The sequence below is a fragment of the Roseimaritima sediminicola genome (assembly GCF_009618275.1).
Taxonomy (GTDB): Bacteria; Planctomycetota; Planctomycetia; order Pirellulales; family Pirellulaceae; genus Roseimaritima; species Roseimaritima sediminicola.
Genome location: NZ_WIAD01000036.1, coordinates 40632 through 59280 on the forward strand (window position 1 = coordinate 40632; position 18649 = coordinate 59280).

Here is an 18649-nt window from a genome sequence, read left to right on the forward strand (position 1 = left end):
GAGGGTGTTGTCGCGGGGTTTCACCGAAAGATTTATGCCGACGTGCTTAGGTGAGCCGTTTGGGCGATAGCCCAGTTCGTAAGCCCCGGAGGTGCCGGCGCTCGGGCGGCTATAGAGTGTTCTCGGCGTCGGAATCGTCACCGAAAAGCTCGCGGATCGCCTTGTCACGAACCGCTACCTCCGGGGACACCGCAGCGGTGGACGGGACAGAATTGAATTCGCCCGACATGCCGTGCCGGTTGAGCGTTTCTCCCGCCGCCGCCGCCTGCTGTCGGCTGGCTCGATTCAGGTGGTTGATCACCCGCAAGGCATCCAGAGGGGTAATGTGGCGGTCGCCGGAAACGTCATAGTAATTGCCGCCAAACGGCTCGCTGGGGCTGGGATCCGGCAATGCGGATTCCGCAATGCGGTTGAGCCGGTTGATTACGATCAATGCGTCGAGTGGCGTGACAAGGCCGTCGCCGTTGACGTCCACCGGCTGCAGAACATTTTGCCACGGAGCATCGTTGACGACGTTTACGGTGACGCCACCGGCGCGAACCACTTGAGTGAATTGCGAGTCGACGAACTGCGGCTCGTCGAGAACCCAGTCGCCTTCCAAGCTCACCGCCTCCTGGCTTGCCACCTCGATCAGCACGTCGCCCTCCTGTTCCAGAGCTGCTTGCAGTGCCGCGGCGTCGGCGACCAGCGGTGAAGCGGAGTTCCCGGCCAGGACAACCTTCTCAAACCCGGTCACGCGCTGCCCTAGCAAGGCGGCCAAGTCGCCGGACGTTTCACCCCTCAGCACCAGCGTGTCGTAGCCTTCGCCGCCATCGAGCCAGGTGAAATGGTCGCTCCTCACTTTCACGGTGTCATCACCGCCGGCCGTCTCAATGCGGATCTCGCCAGCGGCATCCGACATCGGCTCCACCGTGACCGTATCCGCTCGATCATCCGCCGTCACATGGAGACCGTCCTGCTGGGCGGCTTGGGCGATAACCACTCCCGTTTCGGAATCGATCAGTACGAGTGAGTCATCGCTTTGGCTCAATATCAAACGCTGCGGATGGTACTCCTCGATCGTGACCGACACGGAAGTGAGCGCCAGCTCGGCGAACGCCGGGTCGGACGCCGCCTCCTCGACCTTCAGTTGCACGTCTAATTGCTGGTCCGACTCGAGCACCAAATCGAGGATGCCGGTAACGGTGATCGTTTGAGGCTGGTCCCAGTTCTCAGGAGTGAAGGTCAACCGCGAAGGTCCAACAGCAATGCCGCCTTCGACCGATGGCGTGGCCGTGACAACGACTCTGCCGATCGGCTGAGCGGTCAGCGACACCTCAAAGGCGTCTTGTCCTTCCGCTTCGCTGACGACCGTGGCTCCGTCGCTTTCGCGGACCTGCAGACCGGCGACATCATTGTCTTCCACCGTGACCTCCAAAGACGCCGCGTGGTAATCCGCAGCCGAGGCGGAGACCGCAACCGACTGCGGACCGTCCGCGACCACATCGTCAAGCGTCTCGGCGGTGAAGGTAACGGAAGTGGCCCCGGCGGGGATCGTCACGCTGGCGGGCAGGATCAATTCGTCCGTATCCCCGCTGGCCAATTCGACCGTCAGCGGTTCGCTGAGGTCGATGACATTGCGGTGCACGGTGAACTCGACCGCCGCGGCGCCGGCGCCTTCGCCGACGCTCAGCCGACTGGCCCAAAGCGACAGCGTGGGCTCGTCGTCATCGATGACGGTGAAGCTCTGTTCGGCGGAGGCATAACCAGAAGCCGTCGCGGTCAATCCGACGCTTTGGTCCCCATCGACGAACGGGTCATTGAACACGCGCAGAGGAAAGCTGACGCGTCGCTGGCCGGCGGGAATGGTCACGGTCTGAGGCACCGCCAACTCGCCCATGTCATCGCTCGACAGGTTGACCATCAGCGGCTCGCTCGTGTCGGCCGCATTGCGATACACGACGCCGCGGCCGGCGGGGGCGTTTTCGCTGCGGAGCTGGATTTGGTCAGCCGCAAAGTAAGCCGGGGTGTTCATCCCGTAATCGCCAACGTCCGACGAACTGAGCTGGAAGCCGAGCCGCTGCGCTCCGTCCAGGCCCGACAGATCGACCTTCACCCAATCGTCGACGATGTAGTCCAGCGAATTGTCCTCGAACCGATAGTCGGCGAGGTAAAAGTCGACCGTGCCCACCGACTGGTCCTCGCCGTCGAAACCTTCGATCGTCAACAAGAACCAATCGGGATCATTGCCGCTCTCCCCACCAAACTTCTTGGCGAATGAATCGCCATGAAGCATCGAGAGCGCGGCGTACGTGGTGTTGGTGACATGAATCGAGTCGAAGCCGTCGGAGGAAACGGAATCGGTGATTTCGACCGTGGGAGTTGCGCCGCCCGGATACGCGTTGGCGACTGCGTAGGTGGACGAACTATAGGCACCTCCACCGGCATACGCACTGAACTGGTTTGCGAAGCCCGCCATGGTCGTGTCGGTCGTGTTCGACACCGCCCAACCGGACCACACACCGTACTGCGGGTCATAGCCATTGCTGAACTCAAGAGGCCCCGAAATGAAACCACCGGCTCCGTCGCTGCCGCGATAGGACGATTCACCACCGAGCCGGCCGCCGATGTCTTCCAAGCCAGCGGTGGGCGGAGCGGCGTTCTCGGACAGCGAACCGGGCGAAGTCGAAATGGTCAGCTCCAGCAAGTCATCATCAACGACGGTGAGCGCCGTCTCGCCGGACTCGTAACCGTCGGCCTGAGCGTGAAGCGATACCCGTTGATCGCCGTCGAACAACCCGTCGTCGTACACCGTCAGCGGCACGTCGACCGATGCGGCTCCGGCCGGAATCGTCACCCGGCGAGGAACCAGGATCTCCGATTGATCATCACTGCTCAGCGTGACCTCGAGCGGCTCGCTGAGATCAGCTGTGTTGCGGGAGACCGTTGCCGTCGGCGCGCTTGTTTCCTCGGCCAGCACGACATTATCGATCGCAAAGTAAGCTGGCGTGTTCATGCCGAATTGCCCGACATCGGAAGAACTCAGCGAGAACGCGAGCTCCGTGGCATCGCTCAAGCTCGATACATCCACCACGGTCCACTGGTCGACGATGTAGTCGAGGCTGTTCTCCTCAAAGCGGTAATCGGCAAGATAGAAATCGACCGTGCCCACCGACCGCTGCTGGCTGTCGAATCCTTCGATCGTCAGCAAGAACCAATCGGGATCGTCGCCGCTTTCACCACCAAACTGTTTAGCGAACTGGTCACCATCGCGCATCGAAAGCGCCGCGTACGTCGTGTTGGTCACCATCAGCGACTGGAAGGTGCCTTGTTCGGACGGATCGCGAAGAATCGTCGGAGCGGATGAGCCGGCGAAAGCGCTGGCCACCGCATACGTGTCCGATCCGGCCGCGCCGCCGCCGGCAACCGCGCTGTACTGGTTGATGAACCCGGGCGTCGTGACGTCGGTGGTATTCGAATAGGACCAACCGCCCCAAACACCGAACGATTCGTTGTAAGTGTTGTTGAATTCGAGCCCCGCGGAGACAAAACCACCCTCGCCGCCGCTGCCGTTATCGAACGACTCCGGCCCCAGACGCCGGCCGAGCTGTTCCAGCGAAGCCGTCGGGGGTGCCGAGGATTCTGACACGGAGTCGGTCGAGACGGTGATCGAGATGCGCGGGCGATCGTTGTCGAGCACATCCAAAGCCGCGGTGGCCGGAGCGAACCCTTCACTGGTCGCCTCGATGAAAACGCGCTGCGTCCCATCGGCCCAGTCGTCGTCGACCGCGTCGATCAGAAACTCGGCCGACGCGGCGCCCGCCGGGATCGTGACGCTGGCCGGCACGGTCGTTTCACTGGTATCGCTGCTGGCCAGGGTCACCTCCAGCGGCTCACTGAGATCCGCCGAATTGCGATGGACCGTGCCGGTCAGCGCCGCGGCGCCGGCCGCTTCTCCGATGCTCGCGGCCGAGAGGGCAAGCGACAGTTGGGGGGCATCGTCGTCGATGACCTGAAGCACCGCTTCAGCGCCGGCATAATCGCTCGAGGCGGCGGTCAAAGTCACCGATCGGTTGCCACCGGTGACCGCGTCGTCGATCACCGTCACGGCCGCCTCCACGCTCGCCGCACCAGCCGGGATGGTCACCGACTCGGGCACCGTCACCGATTCGGGATCGTCACTGGCCAAGTTGACCACCAGGGGCGATGACAGGTCGGCATCGTTGCGAGAAACGGTCAGCGTGGTCGCCGCAGCGCCGGCCCCTTCGGAAACTTCCGCCTCGGCAAGCGAAACCGTTAAAGCGCGCACCTCGTCCTCGACGACCGTCACCTCAGCCTCCGCCTCGACCAACCCTTCGGCCGAAGCGGTCAGGAAGAACTGGCGGTCACCGGCAAACAGTTCGTCATCCAGGATGTCGATCGAAAAGTCGACGTAAGTCAGACCCGCGGGGATGATCACCGAGGCGGGAACCTCCGCCAGCGAGGCGTCGCTCACCGCGAGCGTCACCTCCAGCGGTTCGCTGGTGTCATCGCTGACGCGACTGACGCGACCGGTCGTGGCGGATGCGCCCGCGGATTCGGACAACACGTCGCTGGCCAGGTCGAGCGGAACGACCGCTTGCCGCAGCACGATATGGTCGGCCGCAAAATAGGCCGGCGTGTTCATGCCCCAAGGGCCAACGTCGGACGAGCTCACGGTGAACGCGAGCGCACGCGCTTCGCTCAACGACGAGACATCCACCTCGGTCCATTGATCGACGATGTAATCGAGTGAGTTGTCCTCGAAGCGATAGTCGGCGAGGTAGAAATCGACCGTGCCGACGGATTGATCCTCCGCGTCGAACCCCTCGATGGTCAACAAGAACCAGTCGGGGTCGTCGCCGCTTTCTCCGCCGAACTTCTTGGCGAACGAATCGCCCTGGAGCATGGAGAGGGCGGCGTAGGTCGTGTTGGTCACGCTCAGCGAGTGAAACGACCGCGGATCGTTTTCGGCCAGCTCAATCGTGGGCGGAGCATAGATACCTTGCGAATCGCCAAAGGCTACGCCATAGGTGCTCGATCCTTCAGCTCCCTGGCCGGCGTAAACGCTGTTCTGGTTCGTGAAACCGGCCGTCGTGGTGTCGGTTTGATTGGAGTAAGCCCACTGATTCCACGAACCGTAGTCTAGCGAATGCGCGTTATTGAACCGAAGCCCACCGCTTTCGAAACCGCCCAGCACCGTCGTGCCGCCATAGGGGCCGGTGACCTCTGCGCCCTGGGGATCTGGTCCCTGCCAAGCCGACTCCTGTGACAAGTTGGCTCCGACGTCTTCGAATCCGACGGTCGACTCGACATATTCGATTTTGTGCAGCACGCCGACCGCGTCGACATCCAATCCGGCGCTGCCGGCGGTCGGATAGGGGTCGTAGATCGGATCGCCGCTGGTGTCGGTCGCCGTGCCGTCTCCGACCACGTCGATCAATCGGACATGGGTGATCGCCGCGGTGTTCAGCTCGGGGCTAACGCCGACCAGTTGCTCCAAGTCGAACGGCGTGCCGAATCCTTGACGATATTTGCCGGCCAATCCGTCGAGGTTGGTCGGATCGACCGCTCCGAAGGCTCCCACCGGACCGGCGGTCAACGAATCGTTGGGGAACCGGACGAAGTTCGTGCCATCGGAAGAGACTTCGACAAAACCGAGTTCGAGAAAAGTATCGCTAATACCGTTCTCGAAGACAGCAAAGTCGGGCCCGATGCCATTCCAGATCGGGGCGTCGAAGGTCAATGTGATCTGGCCGCCGCGGCCGAGAGACGTGATGTCAAAGCTGTTGCCGATGGCCGGCCCCAGCGCCTTGTCGGTGTCTTGCCACTGGAGATCGACCTCCCCGCCAGGAGCGTAATCCGCGACGCCGGAGGCCCAGCCGACCAGAGCCGGATCGTCCATTGCGATGGCCGTCGAGTCCGGCTGACCGGCCGCCGGCGAATAGGGGCCGGCGGCGAGCAACCGCCGGTCTTCCAGCTGCTGGGCCATCAATTGGCGGCGACGACCAGCGGAACTGCGGAGCGGACGTGAATTCTTGCGTTGTCTTCTTTGGCGAATATTCATGGATAGTTTTACTCAAAAGTTGGGGACGACTTCGCCGCCGTTGCGGGTGCATATCGCCGCCAGGACGCGGAGGTCCATGCTCTCGTCGAGAAACCTCGCCGAGCCATCGGCGAACAAACCTTCGGCGCCCGCGGGATGAAAGCTGCGGATGTCGTTTTCGAAGGCGGGGGCCTTGTTGATTCGATAACCTTGATCAAAAAGGTTTCGCGCGTTGATCCACTGGCCGTCGGGAAAGCCAGCGTCTTCCGAAACGGCCAACGTGCCGGAGAGGCCATCGGTGATGTCGCGAAAACGCATTGCTTCGTCGTAGATCATCACGCCGCTGGGCGGATCGTTCCGACTGACGATCCGTTCGCCGTAGATCCCGCCATAGTCCGTCGCGCCCAGCCCGCGATTCAGCGGCTCGCTGCGCGGCGTGCTCGGGCACATGTAGACCGATAGCGGCGTCGCGGCGATCGACTCATTGACCGGGTGGTCGAAGGCATAGTTAAAGTCGATCTCCTCATGCACCGTTTCCTGTTCCAGATACGGCAGCAGAAACGCCGACCAAGCGAGCTGTTTGCCGTCTGGCCAAAACGGACGCGGCTGGATTCCGCCGGCAGGCAGCGTGCTGTGTACGTCGTGATAGTGGTGCAGCGCGATGCCGACTTGGTGCAGGTTGTTCTGGCACTGCATGCGGCGGGCCGCTTCGCGCACCGCCTGAACCGCCGGCAGCAGCAAACCGACCAGGACGCCGATGATCCCGATCGTCACCAGCAACTCGACCAGGGTGAACGCCTTCGCCGGCCGTCTGGCGGTGGATAGCCGAGTTCGCGCCCGAGTCACGATCTGGCGGCGCGTCTCAGCACCTGACCGGCCCCACTGGCCGATTTCCTCACGCGTGCGACCACATCCAACGCAAACACTATCGCGATCAAGGCGGCAGACTCCGGTGCACGGAGACGCTGGGGCCGGCACGACCGTCGGCCGCTCGGTTTTGCAGTAACCTTGGGTAGGATTCACGACTTTCGAAGATCTTTTCTCGGGACCGTGCAGCCCTTTCTTCACGCGATAACCCCAGCAAACGCAAACTGCGTGTTCGCGGAAAAACCCAACGAACAACAGCGATTGCTCGGGTTAATACCGAAGCACGGGCACTTGGTCAGATCCAGCAAATGTCCAGTAGCGCGGAGCAGTTCCCCACCGGCACACATCCCCACCGATACACTGCGGGAGACGATCCTCGCGACTGCAACGACTGCCCTCAATCCGGAAGGGCACGGAGCCGTCTTGTCCTCAGTAGGTCTTCTGACTCACCACAATTACCGTTGCTCACAGCCTTCTCATCCGCGAACTCTTCAGGAGCGCGTTCGGACAATGGCGCATTCACCAGAATGGAGCGACGGTTGCAATCGCTTGGGATTGCCTGTGGCACACAGCGGCCGGACCGTCCCGGAATTTCACCGGAGTTCCCTGTTCACCTTTTCGCCAGCAAGCGAGAAAGTCACCGAGGACGCGATAGAATGTAACCGCTGCACGCAAGGCGTCAACTGGCAGCCGCTGCGGAGCGTCGGCTGCGGCAGAGACCGAACGAGAAGGTGTCAGAGCTGGATGCGTATCCGAGGACTCACGTCCCCGGCAGGGGCTGTGCCGCCCTTCGGGCTAAGAGCCCGCGTGCGGGGTGTCCGCTCGGACACCATGAGTTAGACCGGCAGCGGCACGCAAACAATCCATGCCGCAATCATTTCGCCCGACCGCAGGACCAGCCCGCAGGGCGACAGAGCCCCTGCCGGCGGTGTCAGCCGCCGGTACGTGTCACCCAAACAAATAAAAGCCCCGGAGGGTCGCCGGCCCGCGTCCCCCAAGCAAATAAAATCGCCGGAGGTTCGACACAGCCGGCCTGCACCTGTGCCGCCCTTCGGGCTAAGTATGTTTAAGGTGCGCGTATCCGGGGACTCACGTCCCCGGCAGGGGCTGTGCCGCCCTTCGGGCTAAGAGCCCGCGTGCGGGGTGTCCGCTCGGACACCAAGAGTTAGACCGGCGGCGGCCTCCAAACTATCCATGCCGCAATCATTCCGCCCGACCGCAGAACCAGCCCGGAGGGCGACACAGCCCTTGCCGGCGGTGTCAACCGCCGGTCCGTGTCACCCAAACAAATAAAAGCCCTGGAGGGGCGACAGGGACGCGTTCCCCAAGCAAATAAAATCGCCGGAGGTTCGACACAGCCGGCCTGCACCTGTGCCGCCCTTCGGGCTAAGCATGTTCAAGGGGCGCGTATCCGGGGACTCACGTCCCCGGCAGGGGCTGTGCCGCCCTTCGGGCTGAGAGCCCGCGTGCGGGTTGTCCGCTCGGACACCAAGAGTTAGACACGCAGCGGCACGCAAACAATCCATGCCGCAATGATTCCGCTCGACCGCCGGACCAGCCCGGAGGGCGACACAGCCCCTGCCGGCGGTGTCAACCGCCGGTCCGTGTCACCCAAACAAATGAAAGCCCCGGAGGGGCGACAGGGGAGCCTGCACCTGTGCCGCCCTTCGGGCTAAGTATGTTTAAGGTGCGCGTATCCGGGGACTCACCGGCCCCGGCAGGGGCTGTGCCGCCCTTCGGGCTGAGAGCCCGCGTGCGGGGTGTCCGCTCGGACACCAAGAGTTAGACCGGCAGCGGCCTCCAAACAATCCATGCCGCAATCATTCCGCCCGACCGCAGAACCAGCCCGAAGGGCGACACAGCCCTTGCCGGCGGTGTCAACCGCCGGTCCGTGTCACCCAAACAAATGAAAGCCCCGGAGGGTCGACAGGGACGCGTGCGGCTGTGTCGCCCTGCGGGTTGGTGTTGGCCGATAGCATCCCGAGCCGTACGCACGCTTTGTCGGGTCTCGCGGTGATGGACGATCCTCGGGCGGTTCGCGTTTCCGCACCGTTGATGGTTGCGATTCGTTTCGCGGAGTCGTCTAGCCGTGGCTGGGAAACCCGCGAAAGCGCGCCGTCAGCTGGCCCCTTTTACGCGTTCGTCGCTAGGACGATCCAGACCGCGGCGCATAGCGCGGCGGCGACGGTGTCGGCGGCGGTCCATCTGCCGGAGCGGCGGTGTCGCCGCAGGTGCCCTAATAATCGGCCGGTGGGACAGCCGAAGCGGCAGTAGCCCATCGGATGGGCGGTCGCCAGGACCAGCGAGCCAATCGCCAACAGCACGCTGCCGCCGGCGCCGGTCCACCACAGGTAGGCATCGAAGGGTTCCCAACGCGAGAGGTCGTAGGGCAGCCCAAAAAAGACGACCAAGTATCCGGCCACCAACAGCACCAGCGGGATCTGCAGCAGCACCGTGGTGGTTCGCGGCGAAGGGTGCCAGCGGAAGCGGCGGGGCAGCCAGCCCCGCAACTGTTGCTGGAGGGCCCCGTGGGGACAAACCTGCGCGCAGTAATACGGCGACTTGCTGGTGGCGGCGAAGCCCAATGCCACGACCAACACGGCCGCCAGGCCCGGCGCCAAAAACCACGCCACTCCGCTGCCGGCCCAGCCGATCATCAGGGCCAGCGACAGCAGGTTACCGGTCAACAGTCCCAGGCCCAGGATCAGGACCCACTGCCAAGCGAAACGCAGTCGTCGCCAGCGGCGCAGCGGCGTCCACATCAACAACATCGATCCGGCCAAGATGGCCACCGTGGCCACGCTGTTGGCGGACCAGCGAACGCGGCGCCAAGCAGCCCACCAGCCGGTCGGCGCGGCGGCTTGTTCGGCCGCCAGATTCGCCTGATGTTCACCGGCCGCCGCGACCAGCGTTTCCGCCGCCGCCACGCTGGTCATTGTGGCCCCGGACACGCCTTCGATCCGCAACGCTTCCAGATCGGCCGCGGCCAACTGAGACCAGTCGCGACCGAGAAACGGATCCCAGTACCAGGGTTCGTCGTCGATGTAGGAGGCATACGGCTGGTTGTCGTAACTCTTCCGCACCGCCACCGCGCGCAGCCAGGGACCGGTGGACGCCGGCCCGGGCGCATCCGCTGCAGCCGGTTCCTCCGCCGGTGGGGCGACAGCGGCCGCATCGGCTGATGGCGGCTGGGGCGGCTGAGGATCAAAGGCCAGCAACAGTTCGGTGGGACCCTGGTAGCCGTTGATGTGTTCTTCCAGAACTCCGGTGCGAGCGATGGTTCCCAGTGATAATCCATCGCGGCCGTGCACGGTGGCCACGCCCGAGCCAGCAGGCGTTAAACGGGTCGCCGCTGGAAACCACCGCCGAGCTTCGCCGAGTTGCAGCGGCTCGGGAAAACGCGTCGACATCGGCAGCGTCGCCCCGAGTCGCAGCGCGATCGCATCGCGGATCGCCAAACTGGTCAGGGTCGCTCCGGATACCACGTCGACGTCGTCCGTCACGGCGCTCTCTTGGCGGCCGACAAACTGCTCGAGAAACGCGGGCTGGTCGCGGATCGCTTGCACGTGATCGATGGTGTCCTGGCTGTGCAGCAGATGTGTGCCGACGATTCGGCGCCGGGCGTCCAGCCCGATCAGCACGTCGCTGGGGCCTTTGTATCCGGTGACCTGGGCGGCCTCGGGCAACGTCGCGATCAGCCGGCCCAAGACGTCGCCCTCGGCCGAACGAACCAACCGCTGTCGACCATCGTCGTCCAAGGGCTGTTCGGCTGCCGTGGGGCCGAACCACTGGACCAACCGCTCGGCGTCCAACTCGGGGACTGGCCGGGCCGACGAAGCGGACTCCTGACGCTGGAGGTTGGCGACCCGCAGGGCGACGACCAACAATCCGATGATCAGCCAGCGGCCCAGATGAACCGCTCGGCTGCGCCACACCGGCGGCGGTGGCGAAGCGACGACCGGCAAGGAACCAGCGGAGGTGGTCATCTATCCGTCCTGTTCGGCGGCAATGACGGTCTGCACGATTTGCCCCATCCGTGGCTCGGCATTGCGTCCCGCCGCCAGCACTTCGTCGTGACTAGCCACGTGCCGCACATCGGGACAGGCCACGTTGCTGACCATCGACAAGGCCAACACGCGCATGCCCAGTCGTGCCGCGGTCATCACTTCCGGCACCGTGCTCATCCCCACCACGTCGGCGCCCAGTCGGCGCATCATCCGGTACTCGGCGCGGGTTTCGTAGTTCGGCCCCAGGGTGCCCAGGTAGGTGCCCGGATGGACGGCAAAACCGCCGCGGCGCCCGGCACCGAACGCATGGGCCGACAAGCGACTGTCATAGACCGCCTCGCAGCGGGAGACCGTATCCAGATCCCAGTCCGGTGAAGCGCAGCCGAAGCGAGCCGTCGGAAGGCCGTACATCCAATCGACATGGTCGTGGATCACCACGATGTCGCCCACGCACAGTTTGGGATTCACGCCACCGGCCGCGTTACTGACAATTAATTTTTCTGCACCCAGCGCCTGCATGACTCGCACGGGCAACGTCACTTGATCGGTGCTCCAGCCCCCATAGCGATGCAGGCGGCCGGCCAGGGCCACGACCGGCGTATCGGCCAGATAGCCCAGCACCAGTTGGCTGCGGTGACCGCCGGCGGTGCTGGTGCCGAATCCGGGCAGGTCGGAAAACGGGATTACCACCGGCGAACAAATCGCGTCGGCCAATCCTCCCAGGCCACTGCCCAGCACGATGCCAAAGCGTGGCCGCAGGTCGGTTCGAGCGGTAATGACCGAAAGGGTACTGTCCAAATTCAACACTCAGGCGGCTTTCTGTTTCCGAGAGGATCACCGATGATAAGATCGCTCGTAAAATAGCGCCTCGCCGGCACAACGAAAAGGCCCGTTAAGCTATGAACCAACCCTTGTCGCCCGACGCCGAAGTCGTCCGCCGGATCCGCGCTGGAGACACCCGCGCGTGGGAGGATCTGATCGGCCGCTATGAAGGTCGTTTGTTGGCCTTTGCGGAGAGCCGCGTAGGAAATCGGGCGGCCAGCGAAGACATTGTCCAGGAGGCGTTCGTCGGCTTTCTAACCAGCCTGCCCAACTACGACGGAGCGCGGCCGCTGGAAAGTTATCTGTTTTCGATCTGTGCCTACAAGTTAACCGATTACCTGCGTCGCGAAGGACGCCGCCCCACGCTGCGGCTCGATGGCCCCGGTCGACGAGGCGACGAGTCGGCGGCGTGGCAGTTGCCCGGTTCGGCACGACCGGCCAGCAGTATCGCCCGCAGCGTCGAACGCAAACGCTTGGAAGAGCAAGCCGTCGAGCAAGCCATCGAGCAGCAGATCGAGCGCTGGAAACAACGCGGTGACTGGACCAAATTAATGTGTCTGGAACTGCTGTTCGTCCGCGGCGTCGGCAACAAGCAGGCCGCCGACGAACTGGGCCTGAGCGAACAGCAGGTGGCCAACTACAAAAGCGACTTTCAAATCCGCCTGAAAGCCATCATCCGCCGCCAGGACCTCAGCCCGGAAGTGTTTCCCGAGCTGGATGCCTGAGACTCGTCCGTAGCTGAAGTCGCCAGACTTTGGACTTCCTCGCCGCGTCGATCCAAACGTTGGCGAGATCGGCTTGCCCGTCATCGAACGCGGACGCCCCGCTACGAATCGTCTTGCGAAGATTCCAGTTGCTCGACGCGGTCGCGCAGCCGCCCGACCTCCTCGCGCAGCTCCCGCAGCAGTCGCCGCAGTTCCGCCGTCTCCCCGGTCGCGGTTTCGCCCGCCTCGGCGGGATCTGTGGAAGCCGCGTCGCCGGGATCCTGCGGCTGCGGCAAATCGGCCGGGGCCGCGATCGACGGAGGGCCTACCGGCATCGAGTCTGCCGGAGTGGGGTCGCCGAGCACGGGAGCCATGGCGGTCAACGTTGCGGTGGTTTGCGAGACCTCGCCGTCGCGCTGGAACTCGATCGTCACTTGCTGGCCGGGCTGGGTGGCCCGCATCCGCCGAGCGACATCGATGGCTCCGTCGACCGCCACGCCATCGATCTGCCGGATCTGGTCTCCGGGAAGCAGGCCTGCCGCGGCGGCTGCGGAACCGGGAACCACGGTGCTGATGCGGACGTGCGACGCCGCCGCGTCCTCGCTGGGGCGGACGTTTTCGACGACCACGCCCAAGCGGCCATGTTGGGCCAGGGGGATGGCCGGTTGCGGGACGTCTGCCGAGTCGCGATCGGGACGGGGGCCGGGCAGCGGTCCGCCCTGCGGCAGGGTAGGCCGAGCCAGCACGCGGGGATCGGCCTGCAGCGTCGCCGTGGCGACCACCGGTTGGCCATCGCGGAGGACCTTGATCTCCACTTCCTCGCCGACGCGGCGCTGGGCCATGAAGGCGGTCAGGTCTTCGATGCTGGAAATCGGTTGCTCGCCCAGCTGGACAATCTGGTCACCGGGCTCGAGACCCGCTTGGGCCGCCGCCGTTTCGGGTTGTACCCGGTCCACATGCACGCTGCGGACGCCGTCCTCGGTCCGCTCTTCGGCTTGAAAACCCAGCAGCGGGCGCGGCGGTCCCAGTTCCGGACGAACCGCCGGCGGCGGCGCAACCGGATCCAACAGCGGCGCGTTTTGCAAGCGATCTCGCAGCCTCTCCAGCACCCCCTGGGCAGAAACCACACCGCAGCTGAGCAGCATCATCGGGATCAGAATCCAACGCATCGCTATTCCTTTACGTTTTGCCGTAGACTTTCAGATCATTGACTGTCAGAAATTCTACTGCGAGACCCCGCTACGAATACACATCTCCTGTCGCCTTCGTCCGATCCGATGCCCGAATCTTCGTCCTCGCTGTCCCCTGCCCTGCCTGGCCAACTGGCCGATCTGCCCCAGCTTGCCCAGTTCGCGATGGCCTCGATGTCGATCGGACGCCAGCACCTGGCGATGGCACAGTTGTCCGATGCCTTGAAGAACCGCGGAGCGGAAGACGTTTTTATCAGCCACGTTCAGGCGGCGAGCCGAACCGTGGCCGCGGCGGTGGCCACTCGCATCGCCGCCGACGCCGCCATGTTGGTGGGCTGTGATCAGGAGACTTCGCAGCCCGGGACGAAGGCCCTGGTGGCCTGTCTGGAGGGCCTGCATCAACAGATCGCGGAGGCGGGCATTCGGTTTGTGCAGGCCTGTTGGGACGTCGATGGGGAAACGCCGCCATTCGCAGCGGCAGGCTACGAAGCCATCGCCCGGTTGGATTATCTTTCTGCGCGGATGCCAGCCGAGCCGGTCGCCGAGGCAACGCTGGCGGGTGAATCACGGCAGACGCCGGATGCACCATCACCGGCAGAAGATCGTTTGGTGGTCTGTCCGATCGATCCTCGGCAAGCGGACCAGCAGCGGCGGATGACGAAGATCGTCACCGAAACGTTCGTCGGGACCCAGGACTGCCCGGCGCTGAATCGCTACCGGACGCCCAGCGATATTGTGGCGGCGTACCTGGAATCTCCGGCCTTCGACCCGTCGGGTTGGTCGATTCTGCAGTGGCAACAACAGGACGTGGCCTGCGTGATCACGACGCCCTACGTCGAGGCCCGGACGCTGGAGCTGACCTATATGGGCGTGGTGCCGGGGCAGCGGGGACGCGGCTGGGGCCGGCAGCTGATCGACGAAGCGTTTCGGATCGCCCGCCGTTTGCGGTGCGAGGAGCTGATGTTGGCGGTCGATCAAGCCAACACCCCGGCGCGGCACGTTTATCACCAAGCCGGCTTCCAGACCATCGCCAGCGAAGCCGTCTGGGGCCGCGTCCCCTAGTGGCATAGGAAACCAGTGGCATAGGCTTCCAGCCTGTGAGCGCGTTTGTTCTCGGCTGAGACAGCCGAGCTACTCTGTGGCATAGGCTTCCAGCCTGTGAGCGCGTTTGTTCTCGGCTGAGACAGCCGAGCTACTCTGTGGCATAGGCTTCCAGCCTGTGAAAACCGTGCCGGTGCTCGATACGACGCCGCTCGCCTCTGCGTCCAAAGTCTGGCGACTTCGGCTACCTATTTAGTCAGGATTAATTTTCCCTGGCGCGTTTTGCGGAGGCGGTACAGTTGCCCCTCGTGCTCGATCCAGATTTCTTCGCCGCAGTGGGCCAGGTCCTGGAAACGGACAATCTTCGAACCCACGTGCGTGCGCCACGCTTCGGTGGCGGCGGCGTTGGCGGCGGCCGGGACGCTGCGAGGCGGTTGAGAATCGGTCATGGAAGGGCTGCGTGGGAGGTCGAAGGAACTTTTCTTTCGAACCATTCTTGCCAAGCGGCCGCCGTCTCGCAATACTTATTGAGACTGATTCGCAATATCAGTGCGTTTCGGTATCTCGACGACGCAGCAAGCCAGGTCGGCGGTTCTTGACCGCGACCAGCCAGCCACGCTCGAACCGTTTCCGCCCGACCCGCTGTCCGCGACCCTCGCGGCCGATGCTCCCGCCGCCGCTGCGTTGCGGTGGTTCGGCCCAAGGATCCTGCCCAGCGGTATCGCGACGGATGCTTTTTGCCCGTGTGCCCCGTTTGCTGGAGTATCCAATTCATGGATCCGTCTCAACCCTCGCGCGCTCTGTGCGCGTCGTCCTCGGCCCTACCTCTTGGGACCCCTCTGCCGTCTCCCCAAGCATCTCGTCCCCAACCATCGCGTCCAGCAGAACCGAGGGCTCGAAGCCGGCGGCGGGCTGCCGGCGCGGGGTTTACCTTGGTTGAGTTGTTGGTCGTGATCGCGATCATCGGCATGTTGGTGGCGTTGTTGCTGCCGGCGGTGCAGGCGGCTCGCGAGGCGGCGCGGCGGATGCAGTGCAGCAACAATCTCAAACAGATCGGTTTGGCGCTGCATAACTATCACGACACCCACGGTTGTTTTCCCGAAGGTTCGCAGCAGAGCAATATGATCGGCCCGCTGACCGGCGTGCTGCCGTTTTTAGAGCAGGGCAACACCTTCCAGCACTTCGACTTTGCGCAGTCCTATAGCGCGCCCTACAACCAACAGGTGGGCGCCCAAACCATTCCCACCTACTTGTGTCCGTCGATGACGTTGCCTCGCGACGTGCCGGATACCCGCAACGGCGAGACGGGCGGCCCGAGCAGTTACTTGGCTTGTGAGGGCACGGCTTCTTACATGCCGCAGGCCGATGGCATGTTCGGCTTGAACTGGACCGCTTACGGTTTTCGCAACCCCGCGGTCCGCTTCGCCGACCTGCTCGACGGCACCAGCAACACGCTGGCCTTTGGTGAAACGACTTACGACATGGCCGATTACTTGTGGCGGCCGCCCGCGGCGGATGCGGGGCAAGTGAAATGGGGCACGGCTCGCTGGGTGGTCGGTTATCCGGTCGTCTCGCTGGGCACGACGTTGAAGGATTTGAATGTTCACAACGCGGCCAACAACGGCGGCTTTCAGAGCATGCATCCGGGCGGCGTTCAGTTCTTGTACGGCGACGGCGGTGTCCGTTTTTCGGCCGACACGCTCGACCGCGACCTGCTCCATGCGCTCGCAACGCGCAGCGGTGGCGAAGTCGTAGGAGGCCGGTGATGCGTGTCGCTAGCCGTCCGGCGCATCGCGTCCGGTGGGTCTCCGGGGCCATCTTGGCCGGTCTCATGCTGACCGGTTGCGGAGGCGAACCGCCCGTGGTGCGGGCGGCCGTCGAGGGCGAAGTCACCTTGGACGGGCGGCCGCTCGACGGGGTCCTGGTTCGCTTTGTGCCCCAGCAACACGGTCGCGGAGCGGCCGCGGCGGTCGACCAGGGGCGGTTCCAGTTGCCGGTCGAAAGCGGACCGAGCGTCGGCGAGCACGATGTCGTATTTACGACTGCGGAGCCGGAGCTTGCCGAAGCGGTTGCGGCGATGAAGCAAGGTAGCCGCGATCCGTTGGGCGTTCGCGCGGTCCCGCTGGCCTACCAAAAACCCGGTCGCGTTCATGCAACCGTGACAGAACAGGGCGATAATCGATTCGAGTTTCGCCTTCGTTCCCGATGAGTTCCGATTTCCCTTCCTCACCATGAAATAAAAAATGTTAAAAATACGACGAACCTTTTTTCTGTCTTCCCTTTTTCTGGTAGCCGTGATTTCCGCATCGCACTCGGCTCTCGCCCACTTTCCTTTCCTGGTGACCGATGACCAGCAGCAACCGGTGCTGTTCTTTGGAGAGGGCTTAAGTGATCGCACCTATCATTTGCCGGAGTCGCTGAAGACGTTCCCGGTCCAAGTCCAGGGTGGCGAAGAATCCCCTGGCGAGATCCAGTGGCAGGCGGTCGACGAGGAGCATCTGGTGGGCCTGCGTGCGGGCCAGAGTGTGGCTCCGGGCAGCCTGCTGGTGGGCAGCAAGCCCTACGGCGTCTACCACGGATCCAAGTTGGTTTACTATGCCCAGCACTTCACCGGCGAGCGGCCCGCCGCATGGCCCGAGCCGGCCGATTCGCTGCCGCTGCGGGCGACGCTGAAGCCCGGCGACGAAGCGTTGACCGTGCACGTCGCTTGGCAGGACGGTCCTTTGGTCGATGCCAAAGTGCAGTTGTTCGATCGTGCCGGAGAAACGCTGGCCGAGGTCAAGACCGACAAACAGGGTGCTGCGGCGCTGCCGCTGGAGAAGCTGGTCGATGGCCAGCATGCCCTGCTGGTCGGATTCACCGATGCCGACAGCCGGGGCGATTATCAAGGCGAAGCCTTCGATTCGGCTTCGCACTACTTGAGCGTTACCTTCAACTGGCCCGCGGCCGTCCGCGTCGGCCGTTCGGACCTGCCCGACTTGCCCACCGAGCTGACCAGCTTTGGCGGCGCGATCGCCGGCGACCACCTGTACCTGTACGGCGGTCACATCGGCGAGGCTCACTCCTATTCGACGGCTGAGCAGTCCGACGCCCTCTGGGCCCTCGATCTGGCTCAAGGCGGCGACGCCCAGTGGCGAGAGCTGGCCAATGGGCCCCGCCTGCAGGGCTTGGCGATGGTCGCCCACGGCGACAATCTGGTGCGTCTGGGCGGCTTTACCGCCAAGAACGCCGAAGGGGACGAGCACGACTTGCACTCCCAAGCCACGGTCAGCCGTTTCGACGCCGCGGTAAATCGCTGGACCGATCTGACGCCCCTGCCCGAGCCGCGTTCGTCGTTCAATGCCACGGTTCTGGGCGACCGCCTCTACGTCGTGGGCGGCTGGAACATGGCCGGCGATCAAGAAACCCAGTGGCACACCACCGCGTGGTCGGCGGACCTCGGCGAAGACAAGTTGACGTGGGAACCATTGGCCAAACCGCCGTTTGTCCGCCGCGCGTTATCGGTCGCCGCGCACAACGGCAAGGTGTACGCCGTCGGAGGCATGCAGCAGGAAGGCGGCGTCAGCACCCGCACCGACATCTACGACCCGAAGACCGACAGCTGGCAACAGGGCCCGGATCTGGTGGGTGAATCGATGGCCGGGTTCGGCTGCTGGGCGCAGTCGCTCGGTGGCCGGTTGTACGTCAGCACGGTCGAAGGCACCGTGCAGCGTTTGGACGAACAGGCCGGTCGCTGGGAAGTGGTCGGAACCTACTATCCCGGGCGATTCTTTCACTGCATGTTGCCCGCCGACGAACAAACGATGTTGATGGTCGGCGGAGCCAATATGAGCATCGGCCGGTTCACCGAGATCGAAAAGGTGGTCGTGGAAGATTAACCGCGGCTGTTGCCTCGTACGAGTACGGTTTTCCACAGGCTGGAAGCCTATGCCACTGGTTCACAGGCTGGAAGCCTATGCCACTGGTTCACAGGCT

At 63.9% G+C, this 18649-nt stretch carries 11 protein-coding genes, 1 pseudogene and 1 riboswitch; of the genes and pseudogenes, 5 read left to right on the top strand and 7 right to left on the bottom strand.

Annotated features, from left to right (window positions below; genetic code table 11):
* Positions 1-109: 109 nt before the first annotated feature.
* From GE027_RS16245 to GE027_RS16260, 5 genes and pseudogenes are all read right to left on the bottom strand, one after another.
* Positions 110-6064, bottom strand: a complete 5955-nt coding sequence (locus GE027_RS16245) for a DUF4465 domain-containing protein (protein ID WP_153558268.1) — start codon at positions 6062-6064, stop codon at positions 110-112.
* 12 nt (positions 6065-6076) lie between these two features.
* Positions 6077-6892 carry a DUF1559 family PulG-like putative transporter gene (locus GE027_RS16250; RefSeq protein WP_153558280.1) on the bottom strand — a complete coding sequence of 272 codons (816 nt, stop codon included), beginning with the start codon at positions 6890-6892 and terminating at the stop codon, positions 6077-6079.
* A pseudogene (locus tag GE027_RS23770) lies at positions 6881-7111 on the bottom strand (DUF1289 domain-containing protein); the annotation flags it as partial. The pseudogene GE027_RS23770 and the gene GE027_RS16250, both read right to left, overlap by 12 nt.
* 213 nt (positions 7112-7324) lie before the next feature.
* Positions 7325-7570: riboswitch (cobalamin riboswitch) on the bottom strand.
* 1472 nt (positions 7571-9042) lie between these two features.
* Positions 9043-10896, bottom strand: a complete 1854-nt coding sequence (locus GE027_RS16255) for an FMN-binding protein (protein ID WP_153558269.1) — start codon at positions 10894-10896, stop codon at positions 9043-9045.
* Positions 10897-11721, bottom strand: coding sequence for a purine-nucleoside phosphorylase (locus tag GE027_RS16260; protein ID WP_162006767.1), 825 nt, complete (start codon positions 11719-11721; stop codon positions 10897-10899).
* 95 nt (positions 11722-11816) lie between these two features.
* On the opposite strand from GE027_RS16260, the gene GE027_RS16265 reads away from it, so the two are divergent.
* A complete protein-coding gene (locus GE027_RS16265) occupies positions 11817-12464 on the top strand; it encodes an RNA polymerase sigma factor (protein WP_153558271.1) in 648 nt (215 codons plus the stop codon).
* Between the two features lie 101 nt (positions 12465-12565).
* On the opposite strand, the gene GE027_RS16270 is transcribed toward GE027_RS16265, so the two are convergent.
* The gene (locus tag GE027_RS16270; protein ID WP_153558272.1) at positions 12566-13612 is read right to left on the bottom strand and encodes a PDZ domain-containing protein; all 1047 of its coding nucleotides are present in this window, start codon (positions 13610-13612) and stop codon (positions 12566-12568) included.
* Between the two features lie 108 nt (positions 13613-13720).
* Between GE027_RS16270 and GE027_RS16275 the strand changes: the two genes are divergently transcribed.
* Positions 13721-14695, top strand: coding sequence for a GNAT family N-acetyltransferase (locus GE027_RS16275; protein WP_153558273.1), 975 nt, complete (start codon positions 13721-13723; stop codon positions 14693-14695).
* A gap of 227 nt (positions 14696-14922) precedes the next feature.
* Here the strand turns inward: GE027_RS16275 and GE027_RS16280 are convergent, their stop codons facing one another.
* Positions 14923-15123: a hemin uptake protein HemP gene (locus tag GE027_RS16280; RefSeq protein WP_153558274.1), complete on the bottom strand. Its 201-nt coding sequence runs from the start codon at positions 15121-15123 to the stop codon at positions 14923-14925.
* 324 nt (positions 15124-15447) lie between these two features.
* Here GE027_RS16280 and GE027_RS16285 point away from each other — a divergent pair, with 324 nt between their 5' ends.
* The 3 genes from GE027_RS16285 (at position 15448) to GE027_RS16295 (ending at position 18552) form a co-directional block, all read left to right on the top strand.
* The gene (locus GE027_RS16285) at positions 15448-16440 is read left to right on the top strand and encodes a DUF1559 family PulG-like putative transporter (RefSeq protein WP_153558275.1); all 993 of its coding nucleotides are present in this window, start codon (positions 15448-15450) and stop codon (positions 16438-16440) included.
* Positions 16440-16883, top strand: a complete 444-nt coding sequence (locus GE027_RS16290) for a carboxypeptidase regulatory-like domain-containing protein (protein WP_153558276.1) — start codon at positions 16440-16442, stop codon at positions 16881-16883. Before GE027_RS16285 ends, GE027_RS16290 begins: the two co-directional genes overlap by 1 nt.
* 85 nt (positions 16884-16968) lie before the next feature.
* A complete protein-coding gene (locus GE027_RS16295) occupies positions 16969-18552 on the top strand; it encodes a kelch repeat-containing protein (protein WP_162006768.1) in 1584 nt (527 codons plus the stop codon).
* Positions 18553-18649: the final 97 nt, after the last annotated feature.

What these genes read in the sequence shown, in the direction of transcription:
- GE027_RS16285 (WP_153558275.1), top strand. Translation starts at nt 15,448, where the DNA reads ATGGATCCGTCTCAACCCTCGCGCGCTCTGTGCGCGTCGTCCTCGGCC.
- GE027_RS16255 (WP_153558269.1), bottom strand. Translation starts at nt 10,896, where the DNA reads ATGACCACCTCCGCTGGTTCCTTGCCGGTCGTCGCTTCGCCACCGCCG.
- GE027_RS16245 (WP_153558268.1), bottom strand. Translation starts at nt 6,064, where the DNA reads ATGAATATTCGCCAAAGAAGACAACGCAAGAATTCACGTCCGCTCCGC.
- GE027_RS16270 (WP_153558272.1), bottom strand. Translation starts at nt 13,612, where the DNA reads ATGCGTTGGATTCTGATCCCGATGATGCTGCTCAGCTGCGGTGTGGTT.
- GE027_RS16290 (WP_153558276.1), top strand. Translation starts at nt 16,440, where the DNA reads ATGCGTGTCGCTAGCCGTCCGGCGCATCGCGTCCGGTGGGTCTCCGGG.
- GE027_RS16265 (WP_153558271.1), top strand. Translation starts at nt 11,817, where the DNA reads ATGAACCAACCCTTGTCGCCCGACGCCGAAGTCGTCCGCCGGATCCGC.
- GE027_RS16280 (WP_153558274.1), bottom strand. Translation starts at nt 15,123, where the DNA reads ATGACCGATTCTCAACCGCCTCGCAGCGTCCCGGCCGCCGCCAACGCC.
- GE027_RS16275 (WP_153558273.1), top strand. Translation starts at nt 13,721, where the DNA reads ATGCCCGAATCTTCGTCCTCGCTGTCCCCTGCCCTGCCTGGCCAACTG.